We start from the raw sequence: 12,833 nt of genomic DNA on the forward strand, positions 1-12,833 counted from the left end.
TGAAAAGGAATAATTGATTGGAAAATATTGTTTATTCTTTTTCCTTTTTTTGTTTAATAAATAATTATTGCCAAAAAAAAGTCCTATTTTGGTTTTCTAAATAAGAAATTGGCTCGTGAAAAGGTTCCCAAAATCGCGAGTTAATGTTATAATGATGACGTATTAAGATATGGAGGGATACAATGTCGATTTTATCTGGAAAAGGAAAAGTAAAATTAAATGGACAAAAGGCTTTAACAAAAGATAAGCCTATTTTGTCAATTGAAGCACCTGACGTTGTTTATATTCCCCTTGTTTTAGGAATGGCAACTGACTTTGATGTTCATGTCAAAGAGGGAGACCATGTATGTATAGGAACAAAAATTGCAACACGCAAGAGTATGTATGTTCCTATTTATTCATCAGTTTCTGGAACAGTTAAGGGAATTGAAAAGCGTATGCATGCTTCAAAAAGATTACAACAGCATATTGTCATTGAAAATGACCATAAAAATGAGAGAGTGAAAGCGTATGAAGTTAAAAATCCTGATTCTATGAGTCAGGAAGAAGTCTTCAATGCAATTAAGGAATTAGGAATTATTGGGTTAGGTGGGTCTGGATTCCCAACTTATATCAAATATTCTCATCCTCAAAATATTGAAACAATCTTAATTAATGGTGTTGAATGTGAACCATTTTTAACAAGTGATCATCTTGCAATGAAAAGAGATATTAAAGCTTTGTTTGATGGAACACAATATTTAATGAAAGCTGCTGGTGCGAAGAATGCAATTATTGCTATTAAAGAACATAAACCGGACTTAATGGAATTACTAGTTGAAGAAGCAAAGAATTATAGCAATATTGAACCAAGAGAAGTTCCTGATCGTTATCCAATGGGATGGGAAAGAGTTTTGGTTGAAACAGTCTTTAAGAAAGAGTTTGATAAATTACCTGCTGAAATTGGTGTTATAGTCAATAACTCATCAACTGCAATTGCTTTATCTAAAGGAATTAGAAATGGTGAGCCAATTACACATAGAGTTGTGACATTCTCTGGGAATGGACTTAAAAATCCACAAAACGTAGAGGTTGCGATTGGAACACCGGTGAATTATATTGTTGAAAAACTTGGTGGTTATATTGATGATGACTGTGATGGATTCTTAGTTGGTGGTGGACCAATGATGGGAAAATCGGTAATGAATGATACATTCGTTATTTATTCTCATAATAATGCCATCACTGTTATGAAAAAAGAAAACATCCAGCCTTTACCATGTTTAAAATGTGGTGAATGTACTTTACATTGTCCAGCTCATTTACAACCTGTACGTATTATGCAAGGTGAAAAGGCTGGAAATGTAGAATTGATTGGAAAATTAGATGTTGAACGTTGTGTTGAATGTGGTATGTGTACTTACATCTGTCCAAGTAAGATTGAAGTGACAGATATGGTTGCAAAAGCGAAACGTCGTTATCAATTAGCACAAAAAAGAAAAGCGTAGAGAGGAGTTTGATCATGAAGATTACTTTACAAAGAACATCACCAAACTATAAACAAAAGCTCTCTACACATAGAATTATGAGAGATTTGGCAATTGGTCTTATGGTGATTGTTGCTTACTCATTATATTTTTATTACTATAACTACCCAACTAATGAACCATTAATTGCTGCTGCATTAATTTATGTGGTTTCAATTGTTGTGGGAGTTGCAACTGAAGCTGTATGGGGCTTAATCCATAAAACAAATGTATTAGAACAAATTAAAAATGGTTTTCCTATTATTACATCTGTTATTTTTGCTTTAACATTGCCAATAGGAACACCTTTATATGTTGTTGCAATTGGATCTTTCGTTTCTATTTTCTTAGGAAAATTAGTATTTGGAGGATTTGGAAATAACATTTTTAATCCTGCATTGGTAGGTCGTGTCCTTGTTCATTTATCATTTGGTGATAAGTTATTGCCATATGTGAATGGGATGGCGGGAGCTCAAGGAATTGTTGATATCACATCAACTGCGACTCCTGCAACAATGCTTGCTGGAACAAACTGGATGGGTGGTGCTGACTTTAGCTACACATTGATGGACTTATTGACTGGTACACATGGTGGAACTTTGGGAGAAACATGTATCTGGTTAATCTTACTTGTCGGAGTTGTTTTGGCATTGAGAAGAGTCTTTGATGCTAGAATTCCTGTTGCCTATTTAGGAACAGTACTTATTTTAAGTGGTGTCTATGCAATCATGAATGGTTTGGATTTATTCACTTATCCTGTTATGCATTTATGTATTGGAGGAGTCGTGTTTGGAGCTATTTTCATGGCAACAGATCCAGTCACTTCTCCAACGAGTCCTCTTGGTAAGATTATTTATGGAATTGGACTCGGGTTCTTAACAATGATTATTCGTTTAAAAGCAAATTATCCTGAAGGTGTTTTATTCTCTATTTTAATGATGAATATGTTAACACCATTAATTGATTCATTTATTTTAGGAAGAACAAATACAAGAATTGTTAAGCAATGGGCAACAATTGGCGTTTGTTTGGCAGTGTCTATAGGTTGTGTCTTTGGAGCAGGATATAGTATTCAAAGTGATATTGCAGCTAAAAAAGCAAAAGAAGAATTAGCAGCTAAGAAAAAAGAAGAAGCTGAAAAGAAAAAGGCTGAAGAAGAAGCTAATTCTTATAATTGGAAAGTATTGGAAGAAGTTGATGGCGGATATATTATGGAAACAACAGGATATTCTTCTGATCAACCAATGAAAATTGAAGTGAAAGTTTCTGGTGATACTGTTAAATCAGTAAAGGTTTTAGAATCAGCAGGTGAAACAGAATATTATGGAGCTGAAATTATTCATGGAACTGCAGTGGCAACTCCTGAAGGAAAAGCATTCTATGATAAGTTCTTAACTGGTGAGTTTAAGACAAGTGATATTGATGGCGTTGATACAAAGACTGGTGCAACAATGACAACAAAAGGTATTGTGAATGCGATTAAAGGTGCTATTGTTATGTCACAAATGGAACGTGAAGTCAAAGGTGATACTTATGTTTATACAATGAGTGAAGTAGGATATACAGAGTCAGAACCTATGAAAATAAAAATTACTGTTGATAAAGCAAAACAAATGGTAACAAAAATTGAATTTTTAGATGCATCTGGTGAAACAGAATACTATGGAGCTGAATTAATTCATGGTACAGCTGTAGCAACTCCAGAAGGAAAAGCATTCTATGATAAGTATCTTGCAAAAGAATTTGGATTTGCTGATATCGATGGTGTTGATACAAAAACTGGTGCAACAATGACAACGAAAGGAATTGTTTCTGCAATTAAAAAAGCAATTGCAGCAACAAAATAAGGAGGATCATATATGAAAATATTAAAATTAGCTCTTTTCCTTGCAGTCGTTGCTGGACTTTCAGGAGCAGCATTATCAGTTGTTTACGAAATGACTGATCCTATTATTCAAGAAGCTAAAATTGCAAGCGAAAAAGAAAATTTAGTTAAAATTTATTCTTCTGCAGAATTTAAAGCGTTAGAAACTGATACATCAAAGTATCCTTCTATTCAAGGTGTTTATGAAGCAGAGGGAAATGGTTATGTATATAAATGTAGTGTGACAGGGTATGGTGGTGCTAGTACACCTATCGTTTATCTTATTGCCTTAGATAATGATGGAACTTATAAAGGTTATGAAGTTATTGATGCGAGTGGTGAAACAAGTGGTTTTGGATCTAAAGTTGCAGAACCAGACTTTAAAAATGGAATTGTAGGAAAGAATATTGGTGATTCTATTGATACAATTTCTGGTGCTACTGTTTCTTCAAGTGCTGTTATTACAGGTATTGAAGAAGCAACTGCTCATTATGAAGACAATTTTAAATAGGGAGGGAACATAGATGAAAAAATTTGATATATTCAAAAAAGGATTATTTATTGAAAATCCAATCTTTGTATTATTGTTAGGTCTATGTTCAGCTCTAGCAATTACTACAACTTTAACAAATGCTATTGGTATGGGAATGGCTGTTATTTGTGTTTTGATTATGAGTAATGTCATTATTTCATTGCTTAGAAAGATAATTCCAAATGAAATTAGGATTCCTGTATTTATTGTTATTATTGCAACATTAGTAAAATGTGTACAAATGTTAATGAATGCCTATACTCCAGCTTTATATGAGTCTTTAGGTGTATTCATTCCATTAATTGTTGTTAACTGTATTATTCTTGGAAGAGCTGAAAGTTTTGCTTCTAAGAATGGTGTTATTGATTCTTTATTAGATGCTATTGGAATGGGATTAGGATATACATTTGCTGTTGTTGTGATTTCGTTCTTTAGAGAATTAATTGGTTCTGGTGGTTTATCTTTATATAATCCCTTTGATGCAAGCCAAGTGATTTTCCAATTTGAGTTCTTTAAAGATTATTCCATTTCATTATTTACACAACCTGCTGGAGCATTTATTACTTTAGGTTGTATCCTTGCTTTTATTCAATTCTTAAGAGTGAGAAAAGAAAACAAAGCAAAGAAAGCGGAGGTGAAATAGTATGGGATTAGTGAGTTTGTTTATTGGGTTAACATTTGTTAACAATGTTGTATTAAGTAAATTCTATGCTGTTTGTCCATTACTTGGAGTTTCTAAGAAACCAAAGAATGCATTAAATATGGGATATGCGGTAACATTTGTTATTTTTGTTGCATCGATTGTCACATATGCAATTTATCATGGGGTTTTAAAACCATTAGAAATTACTTATTTAGATTTAATTACATTTATTTTGGTTATTGCTTCTCTTGTTCAATTTGTTGAAATGTTTTTGAAGAAAACAAGTCCAGAGATTTATAAGTCTATGGGTGTTTATTTACCATTAATTACAACAAACTGTGCAGTTCTTGGTGTTGCATTAGATAATATCAGTGCTAACTATAGTTTTATTGAAGCAGCTGTTGCTGGTTTGGCAGTTCCTATTGGTTTTACAATTGTTATTTATGTATTTGCAACAATTAGAGAAAGACTTGATATTGCAAATGTTCCTGCAAGTTTTAAAGGAACTCCAATTGCATTAATTACTGCTGGTATTATGGCATGTGCTCTTGCCGGAATCGCAGGTCTTGTTTAATGAATATTTGGGCTTTTGTTTGGATGGCAATTTTAATTGTTGTCTTTATTGGAACATATTTATTAAACAAAAACACTCCTAAACCTGAGGGGTGTGAAGAATTGAGCGAGTGTGGTGGGTGCAATAATATTGCTTGTTCTCACAACACTGCTCATCATAAGGAGGAGGTCAAGGATGAATATTAGTGCTGTTTTATCATTGGTGGCTATTGGAGCAGTTTTAGGATGTATTCTTGGTATTGCAAATAAATATCTAGTTGTTGAAGAAGATCATCGTATAGCTGATGTTATTGAAATGCTTCCAGGTGCTAACTGCGGAGGATGTGGATATCCAGGATGCTCTGGATTTGCAAATGCTCTTGTTGAAGGTGAAGCAACTAAAGTTTCTGCTTGTGTTGTGAGTAATCAAGAAACCAGAGAGAAAGTTGCAACCTATCTGAATGAAACTCCTGGTCCTGATGGAAAAGCTGTTAGTGTAACAATTTAATAGAAATAGATAAGAGACAAGTTTATGAATATTCATTATTCGAACTTGTCTTTTATAATTGAAATTATGCAGGTTTATGACTTTATCACAAATCATTAAAATATGAATATAAAAGTTATAAAAATAGGGGAGTATAGTGATAAATTTGACATCTTCTTTGATAATTTGAAAGTATGTGTTATACTGTTGATATTTGAGAAAAGAGGATATACATGAAATTTAAAGAACTAAAGTTAATAGAACCATTACAAATGGCAATTGAAAAATTAAATTATACAGAAGCAACACCAATTCAGGAACAAGCTATACCTTTATTATTAGAGGGAAGAGATTTACTTGGTTGTGCAAAAACTGGTACTGGAAAGACTGCTGCTTTTGCTTTACCTATATTACAGAAATTATATTTAAGAGATGAAAGTGAAAAATATCCAAGAACTATTAAGGCATTGATTTTGGCTCCAACAAGAGAATTAGCAATGCAAATAGATGAAACATTTCAATCTATGAATTCTTTTGTGAATTTGAAATCAACAGTTATTTTTGGTGGTGTTCGTCAAGGTTCACAAGTCACAAAGATTGAAAGGGGAATTGATGTTTTAATAGCAACACCAGGACGTTTGAGTGATTTATATAAACAAGGTTTACTAGATTTAAGTCATATTGAATATTTTGTTTTAGATGAAGCTGATCGTATGTTGGATATGGGATTTATTAATGATATTCGCAGGATTATGAAGTATATACCAAAGCAAAGACAAACGATGTTATTTTCAGCAACATTACCAAAAGAAATTCAGCATTTGATTGATGAAATTTTGAATAATCCTGAAAAGGTTATGGTGAGTTCAGGACAAATGACAGTTGAGAGAATACAACAATCATTATATTATGTTGATAAAGCTAATAAAGCAAAATTATTAATTAAACTTTTGGAGAATCCTCAAATTTATAATGCAATCGTTTTTGTAAGAACAAAAAGAAATGCCAATACATTATGTAAGAAACTTCAAAGAGCAGGAATTGAAGCAGAAGCTATTCATGGGGATAAATCGCAAAATGCTAGGGTCAGAGCTTTAAATCGATTTAAGGAAGATAAAGTACGTGTACTGGTAGCAACTGATATAGCAGCTAGAGGCATTGATGTTGATCATTTAACACATGTTGTTAATTTTGATTTACCAGAGCAAGCTGAGAACTATGTGCATCGTATTGGAAGAACAGCCAGAGCAGGAGCAGATGGAACGGCAATTACATTTTGCTGCTTTCAAGAAAAATCAGATTTATCAGAAGTAGAAAAGTTTATTGGTGAAAAGATTCCAGTTATAGAGAATCCTTATTATCCAATGGAAGACTTTAGTGTTCCTGTTAAAAAAGTAACATCACAGATGAAAAAATCTAATCAAACATCAAAAAAGAATAATCAAAAACAAAAAAATCAAAATACACAAAAGATAATTCAAAAACAAAAGCATAGTCAACCAAAACAGAAGAAACGTTCTTTTCATCAAAACAAGAAAACAGTATAATATGTTTTCTTGTTTTAAATTGTATTTTAGAGAGCATAATAATTGAAGTTATGAGCAAAGCGAGTACAATAATATCTTGAGGTGATATAAAGTGAAAATAACAGATTCTTTAGTATATGTAGGTGTTGAAGACAAAACTCTTGATTTGTTTGAAGGACAATATCCTATACCCAATGGAGTGACTTATAATTCGTATGTTATTTTAGATGATAAAATAGCAATCATGGATACTGTTGATAAAAGAGGTCAAGATATATGGTTGAAAAATATAGAAGCGGTTTTAAAGGATAAGATTCCAGATTATTTAGTTGTTTCTCATATGGAACCTGATCATGGAGCTAGTATTCAGATTTTATCTGAGAAATATCCAAGTATGAAAATAGTCGGAAATGTGAAGACTTTTACAATGATGGAACAATTCTTTCATACCGATTTTATTCAACAGAAAATGATTGTTAAAGAAGGCGATACACTCTGTCTTGGAAAACATAATTTACAATTTATAATGGCACCTATGGTGCATTGGCCAGAAGTCATGATGTCTTATGAACAACATGAAAAAACCCTTTTTTCAGCTGATGCATTTGGAACATTTGGCTCTTTTGATCAGGAATTATGGGAAGAGGAAGCAAGACGTTATTATCTTAATATTGTTGGCAAATATGGCTTGCAAGTTCAGAATGTACTTAAGAAAGCAAAAATGTTAGATATTCAAATGATTTGTCCATTACATGGACCAGTATTAAATAATCATTTAGATGAATACATACATCATTATTGTTTATGGAGTCAATATCAACCAGAAGAAAGTGGTGTATTGATTGCTTATGCATCTATTCATGGTAACACAAAAGATGCTGTGATGTATCTTGCTCATCTTTTGGAAATGCAGGGAGAAACAGTCGTTATGCATGATTTATGTCGTACAGATGTGTCTTATGTTGTTGCAGATGCTTTTCGATATGATCGGCTTATCTTAGCAAGTTCGTCTTATGATGGTGGCGTTTTCTGTCCTATGGAAACATTGTTACATCATTTGAAGAGTAAGAATTTCCAAAATAGAGATATTGCGTTAATTGAAAATGGAACTTGGGCTCCAAGTGCTATCAAAGCAATGAACGAAATTTTGGAACCAATGAAGAATATTCATATTATGGAACCAACTGTTACAATTCGCTCTACATTGAGTGAAAAAAACAAAGCAGAGTTTCAAATATTAATCAAGTCAATTATGGAAGGAGGGTGTAAGGATGAAATATGTGTGTGATGTCTGTGGTTATATTTATGATGAAGATTTAGGTGATCCAGATAATGGGATTGCTGCTGGAACAAAGTTTGATAAACTTCCAGACGATTGGGTTTGCCCATTATGTGGTGTAGGAACTGATCAATTTTCAAAAGTTGAAGAATAGTTTTCTATTCTTTTTCTTTACAACAATTGACAAATATGTTATATTAAGTTCGTAGCCGAACAAATAGGAAGTGAAAACATGTATAGAGACCCTGTTGGTCATAGGATTAAGACATTAAATAATTTAATGAAACGTGCTATGGATAAAGAATTTGGACATCGTCCAGATCGTGCAACATTGATGCATACTTGGATTATTGGTTTTTTACAAGATAGAGAAGATGCCAAGATAGATACGTTTCAAAAAGATATAGAAGAAGAATTTTCTATAAATCGTTCAACAACTTCAGAAATGTTAAAACTGATGTGTCAAAAAGGGATGATTCAAAGAGTTGCAGTCGTTCATGATGCACGTTTAAAGAAAATCGTTTTAACAGATCAAAGTCGTGAGTTTAATGCTCGTATGTCTCGCCAAATGGAACTCATACATCATCGCTTAGTTGATGGATTAACAGACGAAGAAATTGAATTTTATATTCAGATTTCAGATAAGCTCATCAATAATATAAAGAATGTACTATAATAAAATCAGGGAAATCCTGATTTTTATTCAATTATATTGTTCGTTAGCAAACAGTTTGGTTGCGTACTAAATAAAAAGAAAGGGTGATTATATGGTTAAGACCTTAATGAAGCAAATTAAAGAATATAAGAAAGATTCTTTATTAACAATGTTTTATGCCATTGTAGAAGTTATTTTAGAAATTATGATTCCATTATTAATGGCTGGTCTTATTGATCAAGGAATAGAAGCTCAGAATATAAGTGCTATTACCAGATATGGAATTATGATGTTTGTGATTGCCTTGTGTACATTGTCATTAGGTTTCTTAGCGGGGAAATTTGCTGCTCGTGCTTCTACAGGATTTGCAGCTAATTTAAGAGATGCTATGTATACCAATATCCAAACATTTTCTTTCTCTAATATTGATAAATACAGCACAGCAGGATTAGTCACAAGACTGACAACTGATGTGACAAATGTACAAGTTGCCTATCAGATGATTATACGTATGTGTATCCGAGCACCTATGAGTTTAATGAGTGCTTTAGCAATGGCAATGATCATTAATTTTAAGTTAAGTCTTATTTTTGTGGCAGCAATTGTCTTTTTGGTATTGGTGTTAGGAATGATTATGTATAAAGCAATGCGTTATTTTAATCAGGTTTTCCCAAAATATGATGATTTAAATGAAAGCGTTCAAGAGAATGTTGTGGGAATTCGTGTTGTGAAATCCTTTGTAAGAGAAAAACATGAAAATGAAAAGTTTAAGAAAGCAGCCCAAAGTATCTATAAGATGTTTGTGAAAGCTGAAAGTGTATTGGCATTTAACAATCCTGCCATGATGGTTTCAGTATATAGCTGTATTTTATTATTGTCTTGGCTAGGTGCAAAAAGTGTTGTTGTTGGAACTTTAACAACTGGACAACTCACAAGTTTATTTAGTTATACAATGAATATCTTAATGTCATTAATGATGTTATCAATGGCCTTTGTGATGATTACAATGTCAATTGCTTCAGCAAGACGTATTGCTGAAGTTATTAATGAACAATCTGACTTGGTTTCACCAGATAAAGCGTTAATGGAAGTGAAAGATGGTTCTATTGATTTCAATCTTGTGAACTTCTCATATAAGCATGGTGATGGAGAACCTGTTTTAAGAGATGTAAATTTGCATATTGCTTCTGGTGAAACGATAGGGATTATTGGCGGAACAGGAAGTGCGAAAAGCAGTCTTGTGAATTTAATTAGTCGTCTCTATGATGTGGAAAGTGGAAGTGTTTGTGTTGGTGGACATGATGTCCGTCATTATGATTTAGAAGTTTTAAGAGATGAAGTGGCTGTTGTTTTACAAAACAATGTCTTGTTTAGTGGGACAATTCTTCAAAATTTAAGATGGGGAAATGAAAATGCAACCCTTGAAGAATGTCAAGAAGCTTGTCGCTTGGCTTGTGCCGATGAGTTTGTACAAAGATTTGAAGATAGCTATAACACATATATTGAGCAAGGTGGAACAAATGTTTCTGGTGGACAAAAACAACGTTTATGTATTGCGAGAGCATTATTAAAGAAACCGAAGATTTTAATCTTAGATGATTCTACAAGTGCCGTTGATACAGCGACTGATGCAAGTATCCAGCAATCATTTGAAGAACGTATTCCAGATACAACAAAAATTATTATTTCTCAACGTATCTCTAGTGTTCAAAATGCTGATCGTATTATTGTTTTAAATGATGGAGTTGTAGACGGTTTTGATACACATGAAAAATTATTGAAAACAAACGCTATTTATCAGACAATTCATGAAACACAAACAAAAGGAAAGGAGGAAGCATGATGAAAAAGAAAAATGTATTAGGGCGCTTACTTAAAGACATCTTTAAACAATATAAAGTTCATTTGATTATTGTTTTTCTATGTATTATTGGAAATGCCATTGCAACTGTTCAAGGAACATTATTCATGCAGGTTTTAATTGATGATTATATTATCCCATTAATGGGAACTGCTTCTCCTGATTTTACAGGTTTATTTCATGCTTTATTGCGTGTAGCAGGATTCTTCCTTTTGGGAATTATTTGTGCTTATTCTTATAATCGCATTATGGTGAGTGTAACACAAGGTTATTTAAGAAATATGAGAATTCATTTGTTTGAACATATGGAGTCTTTACCTATTCGTTATTTTGATAGGACACCTCATGGTGATATCATGTCTGTTTATACAAATGATACAGATACATTAAGACAATTGATTAGTCAATCTATACCACAGTTGGTATCAAGTGCTATTACAATTATAACTGTCTTTATTTCAATGCTGACTTTAAGTTTACCTTTAACAGGTGTCAGTATGATTATGCTGTGTATTATGATTTTCACTTCTCAAAAACTTGGTGGATTATCAGGACGTTATTTTGTTCAGCAGCAAAATGAACTTGGAAAAGTGAATGGTTATATTGAAGAAATGATTTCTGGACAAAAGGTTGTGAAAGTCTTTAATCATGAAGAACAAGCTATTAATGATTTTAGAAAAATGAATAATGATCTAAGAGAAAGTGCATTTCAAGCCAATAAGTTTGCAAACATTTTAATGCCAATCACTATTCAAACAGGAAATGTATCTTATATTATCTGTGCTATTGTTGGCGCAGTTATGAGTTTAAATGGTTATGCTGGCATTACCATTGGGACATTGGTATCTTTCTTAACATTAAATAAAAACTTTAATCAGCCAATTGGGCAGATTTCACAACAAATCAATAGTGTTGCCATGGCACAGGCTGGTGCTAAACGTATCTTTGATTTGTTAGACCAGGAAAGTGAAACAGATGAAGGTGTTGTCACGTTATGTCGTGTTCAATATGTTGATGGTCAAATGGTCGAAACAAACGAAAGAACAGGACATTGGGCATGGCGTCATCCCCGTCAAAATGGTGGTGTTGAGCTTGTTGAAATGAAGGGCGATATTCGTTTAGAAAATGTTGATTTTGGTTATTTTGATGATCGTATGGTTTTACATGATGTGAGTGTTTTTGCTTCTCCTGGTGAAAAGATCGCTTTTGTTGGTGCCACTGGGGCAGGTAAAACAACCATTACAAATTTAATTAATCGTTTCTATGATATTCAAAAGGGAACAATTACGTATGATGGAATTGATATCAAGTTAATTAAAAAAGATGATCTAAGAAGATCGTTGGGCGTTGTTTTACAAGACACACATTTATTTACAGGTTCAATCATGGATAATATTCGTTATGGACGTTTAAATGCAACAGATGAGGAATGTATTGAGGCTGCAAAGTTAGCAAATGCTGATACATTTATTAAGCATCTTCCTGATGGCTATCAGACAATGTTAACTGGTGATGGTGGTCATTTATCACAAGGACAAAGACAGTTATTAGCAATTGCTAGAGCAGCAGTGGCAAATCCACCAGCTTTGATTCTTGATGAAGCCACTTCATCAATTGATTCACGTACTGAGAAGCTAGTTCAAAGTGGTATGGATAAATTGATGAATGGACGTACGACTTTGGTTATTGCACATAGATTATCAACAATTAAGAATAGTGACTGCATTATGGTTTTGGAACAAGGGCGTATTATTGAACGTGGAAATCATGAATCATTAATCAAGGAAAAAGGAAAGTATTATCAGTTATATACTGGTGCGATTGAAATGGATTAAGGTCGAAAGACCTTTTTCTTTTTGAAATATAAAAGAAAGAGCATAGAAGTTGTCATATCTTCATATTTTTTGTATAGTGGGGGAAAATGAAATA

Annotated in this window: 13 protein-coding genes; all 13 read left to right on the plus strand. The window is 32.8% G+C overall.

From position 1 onward, the window contains the following. The first annotated feature begins 182 nt into the window (after nt 1-182). Nucleotides 183-1,487, plus strand: coding sequence for an RnfC family protein (locus tag AC5M21_RS03965; RefSeq protein WP_008790494.1), 1,305 nt, complete (start codon nt 183-185; stop codon nt 1,485-1,487). A 14-nt stretch (nt 1,488-1,501) separates the two neighbouring features. Next, nucleotides 1,502-3,352 (plus strand): RnfABCDGE type electron transport complex subunit D, encoded by a 1,851-nt coding sequence (locus AC5M21_RS03970; RefSeq protein WP_008790493.1) that lies wholly within the window; start codon nt 1,502-1,504, stop codon nt 3,350-3,352. 12 nt (nt 3,353-3,364) lie between these two features. Then, nucleotides 3,365-3,880 carry an RnfABCDGE type electron transport complex subunit G gene (locus AC5M21_RS03975; protein ID WP_008790492.1) on the plus strand — a complete coding sequence of 172 codons (516 nt, stop codon included), beginning with the start codon at nt 3,365-3,367 and terminating at the stop codon, nt 3,878-3,880. 13 nt (nt 3,881-3,893) lie between these two features. After that, entirely contained in the window at nt 3,894-4,544 is a 651-nt protein-coding gene (gene rsxE, locus AC5M21_RS03980) for an electron transport complex subunit RsxE (protein WP_008790491.1), read from the plus strand. A gap of 1 nt (nt 4,545) precedes the next feature. Continuing rightward, the gene (locus tag AC5M21_RS03985; protein WP_008790490.1) at nt 4,546-5,118 is read left to right on the plus strand and encodes an electron transport complex protein RnfA; all 573 of its coding nucleotides are present in this window, start codon (nt 4,546-4,548) and stop codon (nt 5,116-5,118) included. Next, the gene (locus AC5M21_RS03990; protein ID WP_008790489.1) at nt 5,118-5,303 is read left to right on the plus strand and encodes a hypothetical protein; all 186 of its coding nucleotides are present in this window, start codon (nt 5,118-5,120) and stop codon (nt 5,301-5,303) included. The genes AC5M21_RS03985 and AC5M21_RS03990 overlap by 1 nt, the downstream gene beginning before the upstream one ends. After that, complete coding sequence (locus AC5M21_RS03995; RefSeq protein ID WP_008790488.1) at nt 5,293-5,604, plus strand: (Fe-S)-binding protein; 312 nt, start codon at nt 5,293-5,295, stop codon at nt 5,602-5,604. Before AC5M21_RS03990 ends, AC5M21_RS03995 begins: the two co-directional genes overlap by 11 nt. A gap of 212 nt (nt 5,605-5,816) precedes the next feature. Further along, nucleotides 5,817-7,130 carry a DEAD/DEAH box helicase gene (locus AC5M21_RS04000; RefSeq protein ID WP_008790487.1) on the plus strand — a complete coding sequence of 438 codons (1,314 nt, stop codon included), beginning with the start codon at nt 5,817-5,819 and terminating at the stop codon, nt 7,128-7,130. 91 nt (nt 7,131-7,221) lie between these two features. Then, the gene (locus AC5M21_RS04005) at nt 7,222-8,397 is read left to right on the plus strand and encodes an FprA family A-type flavoprotein (protein WP_008790486.1); all 1,176 of its coding nucleotides are present in this window, start codon (nt 7,222-7,224) and stop codon (nt 8,395-8,397) included. Next, nucleotides 8,381-8,542: a rubredoxin gene (gene rd, locus AC5M21_RS04010; protein WP_008790485.1), complete on the plus strand. Its 162-nt coding sequence runs from the start codon at nt 8,381-8,383 to the stop codon at nt 8,540-8,542. The genes AC5M21_RS04005 and rd overlap by 17 nt, the downstream gene beginning before the upstream one ends. Nucleotides 8,543-8,620: 78 nt before the next feature. Next, nucleotides 8,621-9,064, plus strand: coding sequence for a MarR family winged helix-turn-helix transcriptional regulator (locus AC5M21_RS04015; RefSeq protein ID WP_008790484.1), 444 nt, complete (start codon nt 8,621-8,623; stop codon nt 9,062-9,064). Nucleotides 9,065-9,155: 91 nt separating this feature from the next. After that, nucleotides 9,156-10,886, plus strand: coding sequence for an ABC transporter ATP-binding protein (locus AC5M21_RS04020; RefSeq protein WP_302280729.1), 1,731 nt, complete (start codon nt 9,156-9,158; stop codon nt 10,884-10,886). Then, complete coding sequence (locus AC5M21_RS04025; RefSeq protein WP_008790482.1) at nt 10,883-12,739, plus strand: ABC transporter ATP-binding protein; 1,857 nt, start codon at nt 10,883-10,885, stop codon at nt 12,737-12,739. The genes AC5M21_RS04020 and AC5M21_RS04025 overlap by 4 nt, the downstream gene beginning before the upstream one ends. The last annotated feature ends 94 nt before the right edge of the window (nt 12,740-12,833 follow it).

It is taken from the genome of Coprobacillus sp. (genome assembly GCF_984815275.1).

Coding starts and splice junctions, on each gene's coding strand:
- AC5M21_RS03965 (WP_008790494.1), top strand. CDS start 183: ATGTCGATTTTATCTGGAAAAGGAAAAGTAAAATTAAATGGACAAAAG.
- AC5M21_RS03970 (WP_008790493.1), top strand. CDS start 1,502: ATGAAGATTACTTTACAAAGAACATCACCAAACTATAAACAAAAGCTC.
- AC5M21_RS03975 (WP_008790492.1), top strand. CDS start 3,365: ATGAAAATATTAAAATTAGCTCTTTTCCTTGCAGTCGTTGCTGGACTT.
- rsxE (WP_008790491.1), top strand. CDS start 3,894: ATGAAAAAATTTGATATATTCAAAAAAGGATTATTTATTGAAAATCCA.
- AC5M21_RS03985 (WP_008790490.1), top strand. CDS start 4,546: ATGGGATTAGTGAGTTTGTTTATTGGGTTAACATTTGTTAACAATGTT.
- AC5M21_RS03990 (WP_008790489.1), top strand. CDS start 5,118: ATGAATATTTGGGCTTTTGTTTGGATGGCAATTTTAATTGTTGTCTTT.
- AC5M21_RS03995 (WP_008790488.1), top strand. CDS start 5,293: ATGAATATTAGTGCTGTTTTATCATTGGTGGCTATTGGAGCAGTTTTA.
- AC5M21_RS04000 (WP_008790487.1), top strand. CDS start 5,817: ATGAAATTTAAAGAACTAAAGTTAATAGAACCATTACAAATGGCAATT.
- rd (WP_008790485.1), top strand. CDS start 8,381: ATGAAATATGTGTGTGATGTCTGTGGTTATATTTATGATGAAGATTTA.
- AC5M21_RS04015 (WP_008790484.1), top strand. CDS start 8,621: ATGTATAGAGACCCTGTTGGTCATAGGATTAAGACATTAAATAATTTA.
- AC5M21_RS04020 (WP_302280729.1), top strand. CDS start 9,156: ATGGTTAAGACCTTAATGAAGCAAATTAAAGAATATAAGAAAGATTCT.
- AC5M21_RS04025 (WP_008790482.1), top strand. CDS start 10,883: ATGATGAAAAAGAAAAATGTATTAGGGCGCTTACTTAAAGACATCTTT.